The 21,879-nt window shown below is 61.8% G+C and carries 12 protein-coding genes and 1 pseudogene; 4 read left to right on the top strand and 9 right to left on the bottom strand.

The window, feature by feature from the left end; translation table 11 throughout:
- Nucleotides 1-36: 36 nt before the first annotated feature.
- Genes F4Y38_00975 through F4Y38_00990 form a run of 4 tightly spaced genes read right to left on the bottom strand, consistent with a single transcriptional unit; the run spans nucleotide 37 to nucleotide 4,470 of the window.
- A complete protein-coding gene (locus F4Y38_00975) occupies nucleotides 37-1,236 on the bottom strand; it encodes a hypothetical protein (GenBank protein ID MXY47849.1) in 1,200 nt (399 codons plus the stop codon).
- Entirely contained in the window at nucleotides 1,237-2,370 is a 1,134-nt protein-coding gene (locus F4Y38_00980; protein ID MXY47850.1) for a hypothetical protein, read from the bottom strand.
- Nucleotides 2,330-3,253 (bottom strand): DUF4956 domain-containing protein, encoded by a 924-nt coding sequence (locus F4Y38_00985; protein MXY47851.1) that lies wholly within the window; start codon nucleotides 3,251-3,253, stop codon nucleotides 2,330-2,332. The genes F4Y38_00980 and F4Y38_00985 overlap by 41 nt, the downstream gene beginning before the upstream one ends.
- A 47-nt stretch (nucleotides 3,254-3,300) precedes the next feature.
- Nucleotides 3,301-4,470 (bottom strand): amino acid ABC transporter substrate-binding protein, encoded by a 1,170-nt coding sequence (locus F4Y38_00990; protein ID MXY47852.1) that lies wholly within the window; start codon nucleotides 4,468-4,470, stop codon nucleotides 3,301-3,303.
- Between the two features lie 359 nt (nucleotides 4,471-4,829).
- Here F4Y38_00990 and F4Y38_00995 point away from each other — a divergent pair, with 359 nt between their 5' ends.
- From F4Y38_00995 to F4Y38_01010, 4 genes are all read left to right on the top strand, one after another.
- The gene (locus tag F4Y38_00995; protein ID MXY47853.1) at nucleotides 4,830-6,584 is read left to right on the top strand and encodes a hypothetical protein; all 1,755 of its coding nucleotides are present in this window, start codon (nucleotides 4,830-4,832) and stop codon (nucleotides 6,582-6,584) included.
- Between the two features lie 63 nt (nucleotides 6,585-6,647).
- Nucleotides 6,648-11,807: a hypothetical protein gene (locus tag F4Y38_01000; protein MXY47854.1), complete on the top strand. Its 5,160-nt coding sequence runs from the start codon at nucleotides 6,648-6,650 to the stop codon at nucleotides 11,805-11,807.
- Nucleotides 11,808-11,893: 86 nt separating this feature from the next.
- Nucleotides 11,894-12,616 carry a hypothetical protein gene (locus tag F4Y38_01005; protein MXY47855.1) on the top strand — a complete coding sequence of 241 codons (723 nt, stop codon included), beginning with the start codon at nucleotides 11,894-11,896 and terminating at the stop codon, nucleotides 12,614-12,616.
- A 129-nt stretch (nucleotides 12,617-12,745) separates the two neighbouring features.
- Nucleotides 12,746-13,396 carry a hypothetical protein gene (locus F4Y38_01010; protein MXY47856.1) on the top strand — a complete coding sequence of 217 codons (651 nt, stop codon included), beginning with the start codon at nucleotides 12,746-12,748 and terminating at the stop codon, nucleotides 13,394-13,396.
- A 161-nt stretch (nucleotides 13,397-13,557) separates the two neighbouring features.
- On the opposite strand, the gene F4Y38_01015 is transcribed toward F4Y38_01010, so the two are convergent.
- From F4Y38_01015 to F4Y38_01035, 5 genes and pseudogenes are all read right to left on the bottom strand, one after another.
- Nucleotides 13,558-14,082, bottom strand: a complete 525-nt coding sequence (locus tag F4Y38_01015) for a hypothetical protein (protein MXY47857.1) — start codon at nucleotides 14,080-14,082, stop codon at nucleotides 13,558-13,560.
- Between the two features lie 336 nt (nucleotides 14,083-14,418).
- A complete protein-coding gene (locus tag F4Y38_01020; protein ID MXY47858.1) occupies nucleotides 14,419-19,029 on the bottom strand; it encodes an autotransporter outer membrane beta-barrel domain-containing protein in 4,611 nt (1,536 codons plus the stop codon).
- Between the two features lie 147 nt (nucleotides 19,030-19,176).
- Nucleotides 19,177-20,262, bottom strand: a complete 1,086-nt coding sequence (locus F4Y38_01025) for a hypothetical protein (protein MXY47859.1) — start codon at nucleotides 20,260-20,262, stop codon at nucleotides 19,177-19,179.
- Between the two features lie 399 nt (nucleotides 20,263-20,661).
- On the bottom strand, nucleotides 20,662-21,624 hold the full coding sequence (locus F4Y38_01030) for a hypothetical protein (GenBank protein ID MXY47860.1): 963 nt from the start codon (nucleotides 21,622-21,624) through the stop codon (nucleotides 20,662-20,664).
- Nucleotides 21,625-21,762: 138 nt separating this feature from the next.
- Nucleotides 21,763-21,879, bottom strand: a pseudogene (locus F4Y38_01035) (collagen-like protein).

The raw sequence follows: 21,879 nt of genomic DNA on the forward strand, positions 1-21,879 counted from the left end.
GACTGGGGGCCGACGCGGCACCCGGGATCAGTGGACCTACCTGCCGTCCGACTCGTCCCGCAGCGGAATGCGCATCTGGAACACGGGCGTTTCCTGTCCCGTTCTCACGACGCGCACGACGGGCACGACGGGGACTTCTCCTCCCTCGAGGCTGACGAAGTCGAGCACGACGAATCCCGGAACGGCATGGGCGAAGATCGTTCCGGGAAGGTCGGTCACCCGCGTCACCTTGCCGGTGGAGCCCGCCCCGCTCACGATGTGCATCCGGGCAATCTCGTCGCCTTCGAAGAGCTGCAGGCTGTGGTCATGTCCCGCGGCGTAGACGAGGGGCCTGTGTCTTCCGAGTGCGATCTCGACTTTTTCCGCGTAGTCCACGTATTTCGGGTGGTGCAGCGTGAGTTCGGATCGTGGCTGCAGCAGGAGATGATACAGGTTGACCAGGATATCGATGAACATCCCGCGCCCCAGGTCGGCGCGGTCTCCGGCGGACCGCAGCGGATAATGACTCGCCACGATCACGAAATGCTCCTCCAGGGCGGCGAACGCCTCGTCGATCTGCCTGCCAAAATCCCCTTCTGTGCATCCGTCGGCGTCGACAACATCGGAGAACCACGGCAACCAATCGATGGCGACGACCGCGATCCCCCGTTCCATCTGCTCCCCCGGCCGAAGCAGTTCGCGGACGGCGGGACCCGGACATCCGTCCCGGGGCAGGAAGTCCACGTCTCCCGCGGGCCAGGCCAGTACGAACTCCTGCTGCGCGATGACGCGCTCTCCCGTCCAGTCTCGCGGAGACGAACCCCAATCGTGGTTGCCCGGTAAGAAGATCCGCAGCGCCGAGGTGGCCTCGAGTTGCTGGCGCAGCACGGACTCGCCCCAGGCGCGGTTATCCTCTTCCAGTCCCGACGGGTATAAATTGTCGCCCAGAAACACGACGGCGGCACGGTCCGGCGGAACCGCCCAGCGCCCGATTGCGGCTAAAGTCGGGTCCTCCGGAACCGGCTCGCCGGTGTCCCCGGCCAGGATGACGCGATAGGCGACCCGGGCCGTATCGGCTGGGCCGGCGGTGGCGATCGTGTCCGCTGGGGCGGCCCACCGGATGAACGGGTCCCCGTCCGCGTCGTAGTTTTCACCCCGCAATCGTCCGGCGTGGCATCCTGCCAGGAATACGGCCAGCGCCAGGAGCAGTGCGGCCACCGACAGGAATTCCGGCCGAGCGTATTTTGATCTTTGCAATTACCGATCCTTTACAACGGGGTAGACACTCAGGGTCGCGCGCTTCCCCGCCCCTTCATCCGCTATGACCAGGGAATTGTCGGCTGCGAAAGTGATGCCCTCGGCCTGCCGGTGCCGGCTGGCCTTCAGTCTGATTACGGCGAGGACCGATCCCCCGGGGGTAATCTCGGCAACGGCGCGCTGGCGGGCCGCCACGACAAAGTAGTGTCCCGATGCCGGATGCCGTTCGATGCCCGAGGGTTGGAATGTCACGCGATCAATCGGGCGGGCGAACGCGTCGGCCTCTATGTGGATGCGCCCGTTTTCGACAAGCCGTTTGGTAACAAGCGACCAGCGGTAAATGACGATCTGGTCCCCCTGCCGGGGGGTTCTGGGGTTCTTGCTGACGAGCAGCAGCTCGCGCCGGTCCGGATCGTACGCAAGTCCCTCTATTTCATGCACTCGTCCGACGCCGGTCTCAAACCGGTTGTAGGGAACGGCCGCCCCATCGTCGCCTTCAACGAACTCGTACAGCCGGCCCGCGCTCGTGACGAGGTACAGGCGGCCCTCAGCGGCGGCGATACCTTCAAAGTCGTCGGCGACCCGGCCGCGCGGACCACCGAGTTCGAAGTCTTTCACGATCGAACCATCGCGGTAGTCGATTTCTACTACCGTGCCTCTTTCGTCATCGTGGGCGAGAAGCCGGTTCCCCGCGAGCATGGCCAGGCCGGATATTTCCCGCATCCGCCTCGGCAGCCTGAATTGCCGGTCCGGCTCTTCGAAAGCGTAACGCCCGAGGAGAAGAGGATCCCCCGAGATCGCCGCGGTGGAATCGGCAATGGATGCCAGGGCGACCGTGGCTGCGGCCCTTGCGATCACCGCTGAATCCATAGTCGCGCGCTGCCCCGCAGCGGCGCCATCATCTTGCATCGCAGGAACACCGCCTGGTGCGCCATCACGCCGCGCTTCCAGGTCCGGATCGATCGATGCGCCCTCGTCCGGATCGTCCGGCGCGCCCTCCCGCACCAACAGAGCCACCGCAAAGAAGACCACGCTCAAGCCCAGAAACGCCGCCAGAAGCTTATTGCCCGGTGCCCTCATAGACCACCTCTCCTCAGGGTTGCGGCCGCTCCTCCAACTCCACCTTTGCGGCATGACCCTCGGTGATTTTCTCAAGCGCCGAGGTGAATGCGTCCGGGTCCGCCTTCTTTTTCATTCGGACGTCGAACTCGACGATCGAAGCGTCGTCTTTCTGTTCCACTACCCCCGCGAACTGCCAACGCGCGGCATGGGTCGCCAGCAGCGCTTCGGCGGCCTGCTGCGCTGCTTCGGTCCGCGACGTATGTACCCTGAGCCTGGAGGTGAACGGTTTCGCTTTTTTGTCCGACTGGGGATCGCTCCCGTCAGGCAACTGGTGCCCACCGGGCGGATGCACCAGTCTGAGCCCGGACAGTACCGCGGGCTCCGCGCCCCAGTTCATGCGCCAGACGACGAGTACGACGGCATTGAAAGCCACCGAGGCCAGGATCGCCACCGAACCGTACTGGATCCCGGCGGCCAGCCCGATGCCGATGACGATGAACATATAGATGGCGTCCATGGTCTCGTTCAGCGACGTGCGGAAGCGTACCGCGGCGACAATACCCGCGATACTGAAGGCGAGGGCGATGCTGTCCTTCACGAGAAACACGACGAGGGCGATCGCGATGGGGACGACGAGGAGGGTCTGGGCAAAGGCCTGGTCGTATTTCTTGCGGGGCCGCGTCCAGCGATAGACCCAGACCACGGGCAGGGCGAAGAGAAAGGAAAACAGCAACGACATGGTCACCGGAACAAACACCTGGGACAGGCCCGCGTCGGCCTCGAACTGTTCGAAATCCAGGGCCGGGAGGGAGCTGTCTTCGATCCGTTCGGCCACCTGAAATTCGAGGAAGACCCCCGGAAGCAGTTCCCACAGGGCCGCGAAAAACAGAAACGAGGCGATATAGTAAACCACGAGCCGTATAATGATATGGTCGAGCAGGCCAGATCCTTGCATAAGTCACCTCGGAGTCGTGCGATGCGAGGGCGGTCAATCCATGCGCCCTACCACGTGAAACTGAATGATCCGGCCACCCGCGGATCGGACCCGGCCACTTGCGGATCGGACCCGGCCCTGCCGGCGTCCACGGCCTTGTACCGGCCTGGCACCGCCGACCAGTCTTCGTAGATACTGCCGTCCAGAAAATACCGCCGCGTCATACCGGGTCCCATGGCCGGCCTGTCCGACAGAAAGAGTTCGTAGAAATGCGCAGGCGGGTCCGGACCGGTCCGATTGCCGTATGGGACGTACTCGCCGAGACCGTCGCCGTCGACGTCCGCCCGGATCCAGTCGAGCTCGAGCAGGCCGTTATAGGTCCGGTCGGCTATCATGGCGCTTACCTCGGCGTCAAATCGCGTGATGATCGCATCGGCTTCCGGAAGCGAACGGCGTACGGCGAGGTGAAGCGATCGCGCGAGCAGCGGCGTCGAGCCAAACACCAGACGTGTCCGCGCTTCGTCTCCGTGATTGGAGATGAGGTACTGGACGACCAGGTCGTCCAACAGCGCGTAATCCACCTCGCCGTTCAGGAGTCTTGCGACACCGCCCTCGTCGCTGTTCGAGCGGACGAATTCCGGCCCGCCCTCAGTCACGTCCACACTTGCGTAGGCGAGCCCGGCGACCAGGGCGACCTTCGTTCCGTCGAGGCCGGCCAGGGAGGCAGCGGATACGTCACTGCCCGTCCGCCCCACGAGGATCAGCCGGTTCTCCAGATACGGCCGGGAGTAGATCATCGCGCCTTTCCGCGCTTCATTCTGCCAGACTGCCGCACTTCCGTCGAACCCTCCGGTCAGCAACACGGACGACAACCTTTCTTCGTCCATGACGACCGTATCGACGCCGATGCCCATGCGCTCCAGGGCCGCTTCGACCAGGTCGAGGGCGAACCTGGGTTTTCCCGGCACGCCGGCAAAAGGCGACCATGTTGTCGTCACCAGTCGCAACGGCCGGCCTGACAGCGCGGGATGACCGTCGAATCGCGCGCCAGAGGCAGACACATCTGCCGGACCATTCGTAGCGGCGTCCTGCTCGTACAGGCTTCCCGATGGGTCGCCTGGCCGGACTTCCGCATTGGAATCGAACAATGCGAACTCCTCCACGATCACCGCCACCACGAAAAAAACGAAGCTGAAGATAAGAAACCATACCAGCAGTCTGTTACCCGGTCTGTACATGATCCTTACCTTGTTGTTTGACTAAAACGCGAAGCGTGGCCCTGACCGCCTGCAGGACCCCGGCCTCGAACTAAGCCGCATCCGCTATGGTATATCACACGAGAGCCCGGCGATTCGGAAGGCTCTGCGTATCAGACAGCAATGTTGAAAAAGCAAAAAGTTGTTATAGCAGGTTACCTATACGCTAAGGAAGTTCAACCATAATAAAAACCACGGAGCCGTACTTCGCATGCTAAAAAACGAACGGTATGCTAAAAACCTGAAACTATGTACTAAATAAATGATTATATTAACTGTACATTCAACAGATTATACCTATGAATCCGTAGCGGCGCACACGATTCTGAGAGTTTCCCGGTTTGCTTACGTCCCGCTTCATCTCATCTGTTGTCGCGCTTTTGGTCCTGTCGGCAGCACTGGTTTCGTGTGGCGGAGGGGGATCTTCGCAACCCGGTCCGACGTCGCCCGTTACGCCGACACCACCTCCCACGCCTACACCGCCGCCGACGCCTCCTCCGCCACAACCCGTCCCGACCAGTGTCCGGATCACGCCGGCCTCCCTGACCCTGACCGCCCTGGGACAGACCGCGCAACTGACCGCCGCGGTCAACGATCAGAACGGCAGTCCGATCACCGGGGCATCAGTGGCCTGGTCATCGAGCAACACCGACGTAGCCACGGTGAGTACCGGAGGCCTGATTACCGCCGTGAGTAACGGAACGGCCCGCATCACCGCGCGTTCGGGCAGCGTCTCGAACGGGATCACGGTGACCGTATCGGCGCCCCTTCCCAACCGCGCCCCGGAGCCAGTGGATGAAATAGAACCTCAGGCACTGGTCGAGAACGGTTCTCCCGCGGAGTTGGACGTATCCGCCGCCTTCCGGGACCCGGACGACGACGAACTGACCTATTCCGCGGAATCCAGCAACGACCAGGTAGCCACGGCGGAAGCGTTCGGCGCCACCGTCACCATCCGTCCCGTCGCGGCCGGCGAAGCGACCGTGACGGTCACGGCGACCGATCCGGACAGCCTGAGCGCCACGCAGTCCATATCGGTCATCGTTACGGGGGTGAATACCCGGCCTCAGGCGGTGGGTATGCTCGCGGACCTGAGACTGGTCGAGGGCGGACCGGCAGAGGAACTGGACGTGTCCGACGCGTTTCTCGATGCCGAAGGCGACAGTCTGGTATATACCGCTGTATCGAGCGACGAACTGATCGCCACGGTCGGAGCGATGGAAGCGCGGATCACGATCCGGCCGGTATCACCGGGAAAAACGACGATTTCAGTCCATGCGACCGACCCGGAAGGCCTGAGCGCCACGCAGAGCTTCGCCGTGACGACGGTGGTTTCGAGTCCGGATCGGAATGCGCTCGTCGCGTTCTACGAAATGACAGGCGGGCCGGATTGGACGGACCGGTCGAACTGGCTGTCCAACGCACCGATGAACGAGTGGCATGGCGTCACGACAGACGCCGACGGCATGGTCATCAGGCTGGAGCTGAACGCAAACAGTCTTCGGGGCACGCTCCCGGCTGAACTCGGGCGGCTCGGCAATCTCACGGCATTGGACCTCGGCGGCAATCACCTGACGGAAAGCATACCGTCCTCGGTCGGCCAGTTGATCTTGCTTGAATCGTTGAACCTGGAAGAGAACCAGCTGACGGGTCCTATGCCTCAGGAAATCGAGCACCTGCGAAATCTCGAAACACTCTATCTTGCCGGAAACCAACTATCCGGCGGAATTCCCGGTGAACTCGAGCATCTCGATGCGCTTGAAGCACTTGACCTCGGGGATAACATGTTCTCGGGCGCCATCCCGCCCGAAATCGGCACGTTGCAGACCCTCGTCCACCTTGATCTATCGGCCAATCAGCTATCCGGTCCGCTGCCCCCTGAAATGGGCCGGCTCGGCAATCTGACCGCCCTCAACGTGGCCTCGAACCCGGAACTCGCCGGACCGCTGCCCCTGGCACTTTCAAATCTCGACCTGGAAAGCCTGCACGTTAACGGAACCCAACTTTGCGTGCCGTTATCCGAGGAATTCCTGGAATGGCTGAGTGATATACCGGATCTCAGCGAAATACCAATACCTGTCTGCCCGGACGAGTAATCCGGATCGACAAACCCTTAAACCGCCGCGACGCCTGCCGTCGCACGAAGGTGTGGCCATTTGATGTATCGAACCGCTAAACTCGGATTCCCGGTTATCCTTTGCCTGGTGGCCGTATCTCTTTTCACCTGTGGGAAAGACAATCCCACCAGTTCCTCACGGCAGGAAGCAACCGCACCGAAGGCCGCGGCAAGGCCACAGACCACGGCAGCCGGTCCGCAGACCACGGCAGCCGGTCCGCAGGCCACGGCTACCGGTCCGCAGGGCACGGTCACCGGTCCGCAGGGCACGGTCGCCGGCCAGGCAGGGCAGGCCACCGAGCAGGCCACCTCACCGGATTACGTGATCGAATCGGTGGAAGTCAGCGAATCGAGCCTGAGCGCCGGACAGCGTTTCTCCATGACCGCAACGGTCAAGAACCAGGGCGTGGACTACCCCGGTTTTGATCTGGCAACGCTGCGGTTCTACCGTTCTTCCGACGCCACGATCTCCACCGCTGACACGGAACTCGGTGATCGGCCCATCCTCCCGCTCGACGCGAACGAGACCCGGGAGTGGTCCCTGCCCGTCCTCTATGCGCCGTCGGCGGCCGGTACCTATTACTTCGGGGCCTGTGTCGACCCCCTGCCGGAAGAAGCCGACCGGCAGAACAACTGCTCGGTCGCGGTGGCGGTGAGCGTCGGCGGACCCGATCTGGTCGTCGATTCCCTCGCGGTGAGCGAATCGAGTCCGAGTGCGGGCCAACGCTTCTCCATGACCGCCAGGGTGCGGAACCAGGGCGCCGGCGCCACGATCGACCTGACGACGCTGCGCTTCTACCAGTCCGCCGACGCGACGATCTCCACCGCCGATACGGAACTCGACACCCGGCCGATCCTGACCCTCGACCCGGGCGGGACCCGGGAGTGGTCCCTGCCCGCCCTGTACGCGCCGTCAACGGCCGGCACCTATTACTACGGCGCCTGCGTCGATCCGCTGGCGGAAGAAACCGACCAGCAGAACAACTGCTCGGCAGCACTGAAGCTGACCGTCGGAGGACCCGACCTGGTCGTCGATTCCCTCGCGGTGAGCGAGACGAGTCTGAGCGCCGGGCAGCGCTTCTCCATGAGCGCGACGGTCAAGAACCAGGGCGGCGGCGGATCCATATCCTTGACGACCGTGCGCTTCTTCCTGTCCACAGACGCGACGATCTCCACCGCCGACACGGAGCTCGATACCCGGCCCATACTGCCCCTCGACCCGGCCGAGACCCGGGAATGGTCCCTGCCCCTGCTCTATGCGCCGTCCACCGCCGGCACCTACTACTACGGCGCCTGCGTCGATCCCCTGCCTGAGGAAACCGACCAGCAGAACAACTGCTCGGACGCGGTGACCATATCCCTGAGAACGGCGGACCTCATCGTCGAGCGGCCTACGGTCAGCGACGTCAGCTCCACCGCGGGCGGCAGGTTCTCCCTGGGCGCCACGGTGCGCAACCAGGGCGGCGGCGACGCCGTCGCGTGGACGACGCTTCGGTTCTACCAGTCCGGCGACGCCGCGATCTCGACCGCCGATACGGAGGTCGGCACATGGGCCATATCTCCCCTGGAGGCGTCCGGATCGCAGGAAAGGACGCTCAGGTTCCTCGAACTGCCCTCGGACGGCGGCACCTATTACTACGGGGCCTGTGTGGATCCCCTGCCCGGCGAGGCCGACACGGGGAACAACTGTTCGGGCGGGGTGACCATTACCGTCAGCAGCCCCGACCTGGTCGTCGATACCCCGACCGTCAGCGAGCGCAACCCGGCGCCCGGCGAGCAATTCGACCTCAGCGCCACGGTGCGCAACCAGGGCGGCGGCGACGCGGCCAATTCGACCACGCTCCGCTACTACCGCTCGAGCGACGCCGCGATCTCAGCCAACGATACCGAAGTCGGGACCGACTTCGTAAGCAGGCTGGACGCGGCGGCAACCGCCGAGGAGTCGATCTCGCTGACGGCGCCCGATGCGGCGGGAACCTACTATTACGGGGCATGCGTGGACGCGCTGGCCAACGAGACGGGCACGGGGAACAACTGTTCCATGGGCGTCGCGGTGACCGTGGGACAGACCGCCAACCAGCCCCCGGTAGCCCGGGGCATGATCCCTGACCAGGAAGTGGACGGCGGCGAGTCGGTCACGGTGGACGTGTCCTCGTATTTCACGGATCCCGACGGCGATGCGCTGACCTACCAGGCCCTGACGTCTGACGCCGCAGTCGCGACCGCTTTCATTCCGGGCAGCGTGGTGACGATCCGGGGCGTGTCGGCCGGCAGCGCGACGATCACCGTCACGGCCAGCGATGGCAGCCTGACCGCCGGGCAATCGATTCACGTCACCGTGCGGCGTTCCATCGTCCCGCTTGCCGATCTCATCGTGGAATCGCCGTCGGTCAGCGACGGTAGTCCCGAACCGGACGAGCGGTTCACGTTCCGCGCGACGGTTCGCAACCGGGGCGACGGCGACGCCTCGTCCTCGACCACGCTGCGGTACTACCACTCCGGGGACGCCACGATCTCGGCCGCGGACACGGAAGTCGGCACGGACAGCGTGCGCTCCCTGGACTCTTCCGAGACCAGCGACGAATCGATCGCGTTGAACGCGCCTTCAGACGCGGGCACGTACTACTACGGCGCCTGCGTGGACGCGGTGTCCGACGAATCCGACAGTCAGAACAACTGTTCCGTCGCCGTGACGGTGACGGTGGGCCAGCCCGTCAACCAGGCGCCCGTCGCACAGGGCACGATTCCGGCACAGAACGTGGAGGTGGACGAATCGGTCCGAATCACCGTGTCCTCTTATTTCAGCGATCCTGACGGCGACCGGTTGACGTTCTCGGCCGCCACGTCCGACGCGGCGGTCGCCACGGCGGCCACTTCGGGCAGCGTGGTGACGGTGGAAGGCAAGTCGGCGGGCAACGCGACCATCACCGTTACGGCGGACGACGGCAGCCTGACCGCGAGGCAGACGATCCGCGTGACCGTGCGGAACCCCGTCGTGCTCGCGCCGGACCTCATCGTGGAATCGCCGACGGTAAGCGAAGATCAACTGAGTGCCGATGAGCGATTTACCTTCCGGGCCACCGTGCGCAACCAGGGAGACGGCCGGGGGTCTTCCACGACCCTGCGTTATTACCTTTCCACCGACGACACCATTACTTCCGGCGACACGGAACTGGGTACAGACCGCGTATCTTCGCTCAGACCATCGTCCACCAGCAATGAATGGATCTCCCTTAGAGCGCCGGCGGCGCTCGGCACGCACTACTACGGCGCCTGCGTGGACGCGCTGTCCGAGGAGTCGAATAACGGGAACAACTGCTCCGCCGCGGTCATGGTGACGGTCGTAGGTCCCGACCTGGTCGTCGGACTGCCTTCGGTATCCAACGCCAGTCCGCAGGTCGCGGAAGTGTTCGCCCTGAGCGTGACGGTCACCAACCAGGGCGCCGGCGACGCCACCTCCTCGACGACGCTTCGCTACTACCGGTCCGACGACACCACGGTATCCTCCGACGATACGGAAGTGGGAACGGACTACGTATCCAGGCTCGACGGCGGCAGGACCGGCGACGAATCCATCAGCCTGGCGGCGCCGGACGCCGCCGGAACCTACTACTACGGCGCCTGCGTGGACGCGCTTCCCGCTGAAACGAACGACCAGAACAACTGCTCCGGTGTGGTATCCATCGACGTCATGGAAAAACCGACGATCGTCGGCGCCGACGCCTACGCATACCTCACGCAGTCGGTACAATCGGTCGGCGACCCCGTCGCCCTGATCGAAGGCGACCAGGCCCTGTTGCGCGTATTTCTGGCAAGAGACGGCGACGATGACGTCGGCATCCCGCCGGTTCGCGCCACCTTCTACCAAAACGGGTCGGTCGCGCACGAGGTGGATATACCGGGCAAATCCGCCAGCATACCCGAGCAGATCGAGGAGGGCGTGCTGGAACTGTCTTCCAATGCGCTGATACCCGGCTCCGTCATCGAGCCGGGCCTGGAAATGGTCGTCGAGGTCGACCCAGACAGCACCCTGGACGCGGCGCTCGGAATTGCCCGTCGCATACCGGCCACGGGACGCACCTCCGTCGACGTCCGGACAGTTCGTTCTTTCGACATCCTGGCGATTCCCTATCTTTGGGAAGACAACCCGGACCGTTCCATCCTGACGGAGATCAACGCCATCACCTCACGCGGCGAAGTCCTGCGCGAAACCCGCGACTATCTGCCGGTGGGCGACATTACGTACGACGTGCACGACCCGGTATTCGTTTCGTACGATCCGACCGGTGATCGCGCCGAGGATCTCATTACGCTGACGGAATCGATTCGCGACATGGAAGACTCGGAGGACACCTATTACATGGGTGTGTTCAGACGCGGAGGCGACAACGGCGTCCTTGGAATCGCATACGTAGGCGGTTATTTTCTGGGGTACATCAGGGAGTATTCGAGTGTGACCGTGCTGCAAGGTCCCGTCATCGCGCACGAATTCGGCCACAATCTGTCTCTGCGGCACGCGCCGTGCGGCGGTCCTTCCGGAACGGACTCCAACTATCCGGAATCCGACGGATCCATCGGCGCGTGGGGCTACGACTTCAGCAGGCGGGAATTGATATCCCCCAGCCGGCCCGACCTGATGAGCTACTGCGAGCCGGAGTGGATAGGCTACTACAGTTTCAACAAGGCGCTTCGCTGGAGACAGTCCAAAGACGTCAGGCTGGCGGTAACGCCGTCCACCACACTGGGGCTGATGCTCTGGGGCCATGTAGACGCATCCGGAGACCTCGTGCTGGAACCGGCTTTTGCCGTCGAAGCGCCACCGAACGTCCCTCAAGGCAGCGGTCCGTACCGGCTCACGGGACAGAGTACGAACGGCAGCGTCCTTTTCGATGTTTCATTCGGATTGAATGGATTCGGCGACATAGGGGGCGGCGGCTTCAACTTCATCCTTCCGTTCCGGGCGGACTGGCCCGGCAGGCTGGATCAGATCACCCTTTCCGGGCCGGAAGGCGTGGTGATACAGGATAAGGAAAGCGACCGTTCCGCGGCGCTTTTGCTGGACCGCGCCACCGGCCAGGTACGCGGGTACCTGCACGACTGGGCCGTCACGGGCGCGGGGATGCCGCCGGCCCGCCGCGTACTGCCCGAACCGGGACTGGAGGTGATTACGAGCCAGGGCGTTCCCGATGCGGCGGACTGGTAGCGCACACTGGGAGTTGCGCACACTGGGAGTTGCGCACACTGGAAGAAGCGTGCATTCACCTGCAAAAAGAAAGAGGCGATAAGGCCATGAGAAACACTGCTACGTCTGTACTACTGGTTGCCATAGGCATGGGTTGCGGCGGCGACAAGAGCGTAGAGCCGAGACCCCAGCAGGATTTCCCGCCCAGGGCGGTCGAGACCTTTGAAGTGCAGACGCTGACGGCCGAGCGGGAGCGCTTGATGATCGATTTCGCGACGGCATTCAACGACCCGGAAGAGCGTCCGCTGAGCTACTCGGCGGAATCGAGCCATCCTTCGGTCCTCACGGTCGCCATATCCGGATCGGTCCTGACGATCACCCCGTTGGCCGAGGGAAGCGCCACGGTGTCCATCAAGGCCTCGGACCCCGGCGGGAACAGCGCAACCATCACCATTTCCGTAACGGTAAACGCTCCTGCCCATCCCGACGATGACGAAAACTATCAACCGTTATCGAGACTGATCGTCATGGCAAACAGCGTGGAGTTCTTTGGATTGTCCGCGCAGGGGTCCGGCTCCTGCATCGACGTCGATCCACAGACCGTGTACGGGTCGGGATACGAAACGGCAAGTTACCGGTTTCACCATTCGAGATGGCAACGGCAGGACGAATTCGGCTGGATAACGATACCCGGAACGGTGCGCGGCGAAAACAAGCTGTGCGTGTACGCGCCGCCCCAGTCGGGACTATACAGAATGGTCGGCGACGTTACGATAAGCCGAGATGGACAAACGAGACTACGGTTCAGCTCGAACGTATTGAATCACTGAGTAGCGGGTCGGTCCGAAAGCCGGCGCCGTCGCTGCGCCGCCGCGAGGAACATGCTGATGTCGAAGGCACTCCTTTTGATTCCTATCCTGGGTCTCACTCATTTCCTGGGCCTTACCGCTGGCTGCTCAATGGCTTTGCAGACGGCTTCGAACGACGATTCCGCACTCGATCAGTCCTCAGGCGCGGACGCGAGACCGTCCGCATCGTCCGCATCGTACGGGGAATACGCCTGCGAACCCACGGCCGGTTCCCTGGAAGCCGACACCACCCTGGCGGATCGGGCCGGCCGGTATCACCTCATCCTTGTGGCGGACTCCAGCATAGTGGCGGACCCCAGCGGCGCCGCAGCGGATTCCAGCCGCACCTCCCGCCGTGCCGTTTCCGGTCAACTCACCCTGCGCCGGCTAGCCCGCGAAGCGGACTCGTCGGGCTCTGCGGACTCGATTGACCGGTCGAACGATCCCTCGACGCCCCTCTACGGGTTCACGGATCTCGATCCGAAGTCGGTCGGCGCGCACCGCGTCGGCGATCCGGGTAGCAGGGACCCGTCGGCCCCCGGCGTGCTCGTGCTCGAAAGGGAGGAATACGGTCGGTCCATCATCACGCTGCGGCTGGGTTCGCTTGCCAACAGGTCTGACCTGGTGCGCTACGACGGGACCTACACGGTGTTGTCTGTGAGGAGCATCGACGAGAAGGGTTTTGCGGGAAGCTGGCGAAGCGGCGGTGGTTTGGGTTTCTCCGTGACCACGGGACACTTCTGCGCCTTGGAAGTGCCGTAAGCTACGTTACGACGACCCGGCCGTTGTTTCAAGGATTGGGAACTATATACCTCAGTGCCCCTGCATTTCCGCCAGCCACTTTCCTGTATCGTGGGGATTCGAAACCGCGATTTTCGGCTTACGAGATCGGCGATTAACCCCTTATCCACCCCGCGTCTGCATTACATCGACAAAGGTATGCGCATAAAGATATGAAAAGATGTCCATGTTTTTGGACTGCTATGTTCATAATCCCAATACCTGGCCACAGACCTGTTATGCTCTACCATAACGCCAGCCATATAAAGCATAGCACCAATTCCAGCACTGCCCATTAGACCAGATTCCGTACTTATCATCCCACCACCACTGATTTGTGCGAAAAGGAAGTTATCATCACCTCCACCAACCTTAAATCTCAATCCGGTCATAATCGGGACAGATATGACTGGACCTTCTCCGTCTTGTACAAAAGTATTCTCACGCTCTAACAGGTAATCTCCGTTTACTTGTTCATGTAAATCCAATGAAACATTGAATATGGATTGAACCGAGGAATTCAGGTCTCTGGCAATCTCTACCCTCATTCCTCCTCCAACAGATCCGTTGTAACTACCCACATGACCTGCTGGACCAACCATCAAGTTTGTCTGTCCAAAAGCGCTACTATACGTAGCAACTGATAATATAACAGCAATCCACTTCATTTTAACCTCCCTATATCGAGTACCCCATACACGGCATGGGGTGGTTGCTTCCTTCGGCACTTACGCATGTAATTCCCACATCATACCGGTTGTTCATTATTGTTATTATTAAATAAACAAAGTTGTTATTAGTTAGTCAACTGCAATGAGATTAACGTGACAAAAAGACGAACAGCGGGACGTGTTGTCACACTTGAACGCAGAACGCCCCGGAATTTCAGTATCACGGGGCGTTCAATTCACGCAGTGGAAAAGTGCAGGTACAGGCCATAGTTATCCACAGGCTTATCCACACAAGACCGACGACCCGGCCATTGTTTCATTCGTAGCTGCCCCTCAGAAGCTCATCCTTCCGATCAGGCCGATGCGGTGGTCGGGCGTCCGGCCGTAACCCTCTATGCGCTCACCGGCGAGTTCGAAACTCAATGCGCCGACCCCGCCAGCCGTGCCGCCCACGGCACCGGCGCCAGTGGATCCGAACCGCGTGCCCAAGCGTATGCGGCGGCGGTCGTCACCGGCCAAGTCCATTGCGCCGAAGGGTGTCATCAGGATATCGCTCGATGCGAAACGCGCGAGACCATAGCCGACTTCGGCCTTCACGCCGACGCCCTCGCGGGACGGCCGCGTGAGGCCCTCCATCTGCTCATCGCGCCACATATCGCCGGACATATCGGTTGCGGCGCCGATCCGGGGAACGACCGTCATCGAGAATCCCCGCCTGCCGGCGGCCATCGGATTTACGTAGGCGGCCAGCGAAATGCCGCGCTCCTTGACGCCTTCGCCCGAGTGCGAGGCCAGCAGGCGGCCGCGCGTTTCGACGCCGATCCTGCCGCGGGCGATTTTGAGTCCGCCGGCGACCTCGATGCCGCCGCCGGTCTGGCCGTCGCCGCCGTCATACCGGCCCGTCACCTGGACTAAGGGCGATACGCGCATGCCATTGTCCATTTCGATGGTTCCCGAACCTTCGAAACCGACACGAACGCGATGTACGCCGGCCTTCAGGTCGCTTAAGGACGCGTGTTCGCTGTCGGCGGCCGTCAGGTTGGCAATGCCCGCGTCACCGATTACGCCCAGGTCCAGCCCTTCGATGCCCGATCCGACCAGTTGGGCGCGTACGCCGAACTGGTACATGCGCATGGACAGATCGTTGGTCATTTCGTTCGACTCGACTTTACCCGAACCGAAACCGCCGATACCCCAGACCTCGACGATGTAACTGGGAACCTGCCACAGCACATAGGGATACACGCCGTTCAAGGTGGTTTCCAGCTTGCCGTCCGCGACCGATCCGGTGTAATCCGAACTACCCATGGTACGGCCAAAGGCCACGCCGCCCGTCCAGCTGCCGGCCTTCGACACATCCATACCGAAGTAACCGGAAATCAGCGATCCGTCGTAGGTGGCGGTCTGGGCGGCCGCACCCTCAAAGGCGTTCCAGTCTCCGGCCCCCCAGACCGTGTAGCTCAGGCCGTCCCTGCCGCTCCCAACCTGCGGCGCATCATCCAGCGCGTAGTAGAAGGACGTGCCCCGCATCAACTCTCGGGCCGAGACGGGATGTGCGCCGGCCAGAGTTTCGCCGGCAGCACCGTACTTTCTCGTCTCCTGTGTACCGGTCAGTCCGACCACGGCTTCCAGACCGGCCGCCATGCCGTCGACCCGCCGGTTACCCAAAGCAAGCTGGCGTTCGGAACCGGACACCGCGAACCGGCCGCCGATCGTGCTGGACACGCTCGACAGGATTCCCCGGCCCATGGCCGCCAGGATGTCGGTGTAGATCATCCGTTCTTCGGTGACCGTCGTTACCGTCACGCCGAAGTCGAAACTGACCGAACCGGCGTCGTTGGTCGCGAGCACCGTTACGCGGGCCGAACCCCTGTGATCGGCCGTGACCGTCAGCGTCGATCCCGACACTTCGGCCGATACCGCTTCGTCCGAGGAAGAGGCCGAAAAGGCCAGGCCCTTGCCGGAGAAACTGCCGGCCACGTCGGCCTGCCTGGAATCGCCCGCTTCCAGGGTCATGTCCGTAATCGCACTCGTTACCGCGGGCGCCGGGAAGTTGTCGACGATGGTGAGCGTGACGTGGTCTATCTCGCTTCCCTGCCAGTTCGCGGATACGACGATCGTCTCGTCGTTCGGTTCGTAGACCGCGTCGTCCACGACGGAGAAGTCCAGCTGCGCAGCCGCTGAACTCTGACCGGCGGCGATAACGATTTCCGCGTTTCCATTCACCTGGTAATCCGTACCCCGGGTGGCCGTGCCGGCCAGGTCCAGCGTAATGGCCGTCGGAACAGAAAGCGCGGCGCCGGACAACGCGACGGTGAACGACACCGACTGCGTACCGCCGTCTTCACGCAGCGTATCCTGGTCGACGTTCAGGCTGAACGCCGCCGTGACGGACACGCCGAAGTTGTAGCTGACCGAACCGGCGGCGTTGGTCGCGGCGACCGTCACGCGGCCCGAACCCAGGTAGTTGCCGGTGACCACCAGCGAGGCGCCCGTCAATTCAACCGAAATCGCGCCACCCGAGGCCTGGGCCGAAAAGGTCAGGTCCTTGCCCGAGAAGGTTTCGGAGAGGTCGGTGCGAAAGGCGCCGCCCGCAATCAGGCTCACCTCCGGAATCGGGTTGGCCACCGCCGGCGCCGGAAAGTTGTCTATGATCGTCAGCGTGACGTGGCCGAGATCCTGGTGCTGCCATCTCGCCGTCACCACAATGGTCTCGTTGCCCGGCTCGTGAACTTCGTCGTCCTCGACCTGGAAGGTGAGCTGCGTGCCCGCCGTCGTCCCGCCGGCGGGAATGGCGATTTCCGCGGTTCCGCCCCAAGTGTAGTCTATTTCCTGGGCGGCCGTGCCGGTCATCACCAGCGTGATCACGGTGGGAACCGGAACCGGGCTGCCGGTCATCGTGACGTCGAACGTTACCGTCTGGGCGCCGCCGTCTTCGCGCAACGAGGTCGGAACTGCGCTCAGGATCATGTTCGGTGTGTCGTTGTCGACGATGGTGATTACGACCGGCTCACTGATCGTTCCCAATAGATTGCCAGCGAAGACGGCGAATTCGTCGGATTCGTAAGCGTCGTCATCCACCGGAACGACCGTCAGGTTGATACTCCCCGTCGTCTGGCCCGCGGGGATCGTAATCACGATGTTCGGGTCAGCCGCCAACTCCAGCACGGCGAGGTCCGCCCCCGGTCCGATCAGGGTAGCGGTACTTTGATCCAGCAGCGGTACCAGGCCCACGTGAAGGTCCTGCGAGCTGATCTCGGATGTAGTTGCCGTAACGACGCCCACCTGCGGACCACCGCCTTCATCGAGCATGTCCGGCGTCGCGCTCAACGTGATGACCGGCGCCGGTTCGTTGTCGGTGATCTCCACCGTCAAGGGCATGGTCAGTGACTCGCCCATGGCCCCCACGCCCACTATGACGAACGTCTCCGTACCTTCGTAGATACCGTCATCCGTTGGAACGACGGTAACCTCCAGAACCCCTTCCGTCTCACCCGGAGCGATCACGATCGGCTGATCCAGCGGCGTTGCGACGAGATCATCCGGAAACGTTGCCGTACTTTGATCAAACACAGGCGCCAGCGCGATAACGGTCGGCACGGTGCTTGCGACCGTCGCCGTCGCCGTTACCGTGACCACCTGCGGTCCGCCGCCTTCATCGACCATGGCCGGCGCCGCGCTCAGCGTGAAAGTCGGTACCGGTTCGTTGTCGATAATCTCCACCGTCAAGGGCGTGGTCAAGGGATCTCCCGTGACCCCCAACCCCACGACCACCAGCGTCTCCGTACCCTCGTAGACATTGTCATCCGCAGGTATGACAGTTACCTCCAGGACGCCTTCCGTCTCACCCGCGGCAATGATGATCGGCCGATCCAGCGGGGACGCAACGAGATCATCCGGAAACGCGGCCGTGCTTTGATCGAACACGGGCGCCAGTACGATAACGGTCGGCAAGGTGCTCGCGACCGTCGCCGTCGCCTTTACCGTAACCGCCTGCGGACCGCCGCCTTCATCGACCGTGTCCGGCGTCGCGCTCAGCGTGAAGGCCGGCATCGACTCGTTGTCGTTGATCGCCACCGATATAGGCATGGTCAGCGGCGCGCCCATGGCCCCCACACCCACGATGACGAACGTCTCCGTGCCTTCGTAGATGTTGTCATCCGTGGGTACGACGGTCACCTCCAGGACCCCTTCGGTCTCACCAGCTGCGATGACGATCGGTTGATCCAGCGGCGTGGCGACGAGATCATCCGGAACGGTGGCCGTGCTTTGGTCGAACACGGGCGCCAGGGCAATGACGGTCGGCACGCTGCTCGCGACCGTCGCCGTCGCCCTGACCGTAACCACCTGCGGGCCGCCGCCTTCATCGATCATGTCCGGCGTTGCGCTCAGCGAGAAGGTCGGCATCGGCTCATCGTCATTGATCGCCATCGACACGGGCATGGTCAAAGGATCGCCCGAGGAGATCTCCACGCCCACGACCACCAGCGTCTCCGTACCCTCGTAGATCATGTCATCCACGGGAACGACGGTTACCTCCAGCACACCTTCGGTCTGGTCCGGTGCGATGACGATCGGCTGATCCAGCGGCGTGGCGGCCAGATCACCCGGAATCGTGGCCGTGCTTTGATCAGACACAGGACGCAACGCGATGTTAATGGGCAAGGTGCGCACGATGCTCGTGTCCCGCACCGTCGCCCTTACCGTTACCACCTGCGGCCCTCCGTCTTCATCCACGGACACGGGATCAATGGTCAGGTTTACCAATGTCTGCGCTGCAGCATCCTCGTTGGTCATCAGAACGGCAACCGGGACGATCGCCAGTGCGAACGCCAGGATCTTGACGCACCAGACACGCGTGGGATTCCTGAACCTGGAAGCGTAGCGCATGTTCCCATTCTCCTTTTGCTTGCTCTGAAAGCAGCAGGTCAAATTCATTCGCATTCTTGCCAGACCAAAATGGCCAGACTGGTGATCGCAGATACTTAACAATTGATAATTAAACAATTGTTGACAGGATTATACAAGGAGCATGCCGCAAGATCAAGTAATTAACCTTTAAATATCGGACATTTTCGTACAGCGAGCACACTACGGCAGAACCGTCTCTCCGTTCCAGTTTTTCGGGAATGGAAGGTAGGTTTCGTGCGGATAGTCCTGCTCGGGCTCCAACACGATCGGGCTGTCCGTGAAACTCCCCGTCACGTCGGACACGACCCTGCGCCCACTTGCACTTGCCCGATCATAAAGCCGCCAGAGCTCGTCTACGCGAATAGCGTGCCCGGGGTCTTGCGAAGGGATGCGCGTGGGTTGGCCGGTCTGGTCATCGTAAGTGACCCGGAAGATACTGGCGAAATTCATTCCGACGATATACCCCGTATGATCGAACAGAAGACTGCCGCTCGTACGCCCGGTCAGATCCAGGTTATGATGGATGACCCAGCTGTTCTCCGGCGTGGCGACGTCGTCGAGATATGGCCGCAGCGCGCCGATCGTGCCCTCTTTGAACGTGGCGTGGGGGACCGTGACCGGATCGATCGAGGCCTCTTCCACGAACCCGATCGTGCCGATGGGCTGTCCCACCCGCAGTCCCTGGACCTGGTCCCTGGGCAGGAAGAAGGGAAGTTCCGTCAGGTTTGCGTCAATAAGCAGGAGGGCCGCATCGGGCGAACTGGCTGTGCCATCGTAGTCGGGATGCACCCAGAAGTTTTCCAGCCAGTAGGTATCGGTGCCGCCGATCACCGTGCCCGATTTGGCGGCAAAGGGCCGTGGGTTGAGATGTTCGATGAACTGGGTCGTGTTGATGACGGCCTGCACGATGTGGGCATTGGTCCAGACGGCATTCCAGAAATGCGCGACGAAGCCCGAACCCAGCACGTAATTGCGTCCCTGGACCTGCACGCCAATCGCATAGACCGCGTCTCCCAGGCTCTCGTCCTCGATGACGTCCGACCAGTCCAGCGTCTCACCGGGTTCGCCCTGCGGCCCTGCAGGACCCTGGATTCCCGCGGCGCCCGTTGACCCCGCCGGTCCCGTCTGTCCTGCCGGACCCACCTGGCCTGTCTGTCCCGCCGGCCCCGCAGGACCCGCCGGACCGGCCGGTCCCTGTGGACCCGCTGGGCCCTCGCAACCCAGAAACACGAGAAGAAACAGCAATTTGCTAGTGTGACGTAACACGATTGAGACCTCCTGAGGCTACCTGAATCGGCTCCAGTGATTTGTTCCAGTGAGGAAAGTATCTCTATTACAGGGTTCAGTCAAGCAGACAACCGGCGGATATGGTAAGGCAAAGCGATCACGCAGTACTGCTTTAGCTGGATACGTATTTGAAGGAGAGATTTTGGACGGGAGTTAAACCGGCACGGAGTAGTATGTATTTAAGCAGAATAACTATATTGGGCCCGCGAGATACGTTTTGAGTAGTTGCAAAAGGCAAAAAAAACCGTCCGCCCTGTTCGGTCGCAAAAGCTCCTACTAAGGACGGACGGGAAGATACTCGGGGATAACTGAGTATTCTGTATTGTCTTGCGCTAGGGTCTAACTAAAGACCGCTAGTGGTCACCTGCTACTACTACGTTACGACGACGCCGCTCTTGTAACGGTAACCTCGACATAGATAGCACCATAACCCTCGGCACTTACCTTGATAACAGATTTACCAACCCCGCCGGTTACACCGGTGGACGTAGCGTCAGCAGGAAAACCGATAGACACTTGAGCGGTACCGTTACCACCCGAAGTCGCTGTAGTCGCTTCGGCCGTTGCAATTCGAACGGAACTGCCGCTGACAACTTCAAACATGACGTCAACACCATCGGCGGCAGCCGCCCAGGCCCTCATACCGGTATCTGCATCGACAGCGCCGGTTCTTCTCTGTAACGTTGCTGCAACGACAGCGGCAGCGTCAACAGCACTGCTATCGGCATTGATCTCGACATTGAGGGGTAGGTTTGGTATTACCGATTCGGCAATGATAATCCGAGATGCAGGACCCTGGATAACGTCGAACACCGTGACTTCATACTCGGCCGCATCAGCATCGTGTCCCACGGCCGTGACCGATATCGTGGCTTCGCCATCACCCTTCGCGGTCACCGTAGCCATAGCGCTGTTGTCATCATCGGCCTCAACCGTTGCCACGCTAGGATCAGAGGTATCCCACTCAAACTCAATGCCGGGAATTTCAACCCCTGAATCGGCATCGGACTCATCAAGGGCCGTAGCCGTCAATGCAACGGTACCGCCGACCTGAAGTGTACTGGAGGAACCATCAGCAGCGTCGGTCACTGTGATAGTATCGACTGCTTTGTACACTGTGATGGGAATCTCGATGTCTATGCCGCGACCATCGACGGACAACGTTAACATCGTTGATCCGTTCGACACACCCGTCACCGTTCCGTTTGCCTCTACGTCGGCGAAGGCGGCATCCTCAATACCCCACGTGAAGGATGCGAGAACCGGACTTCCGTCCTGTGATCCGGCCTTGGCAAGAAGGTGGGTCGACTCGTCTACAAGCAAGACGATGGTCGTCAACATATCATCAAATCCAGGAGCGTTGACCCTGCGTGCATCATCAGCATCTTCACCATCCTGGATGATCAGGACATGATGAATGTCGGCCAGAACACCGGCGCCAATTGCTTCGTTAATGAGGTCGCTGACATCGGCGTCTTCGCCAGGCTCGCCTTGGATACCCTGCTCGCCTTGGATACCCTGCTCGCCTTGGATACCCTGCTCGCCCTGCTCGCCTTGGATACCCTGCTCGCCCTGCTCGCCTTGGATACCCTGCTC

This window comes from Gemmatimonadota bacterium, from assembly GCA_009838645.1.
Taxonomy (GTDB): Bacteria; JAAXHH01; JAAXHH01; order JAAXHH01; family JAAXHH01; genus JAAXHH01.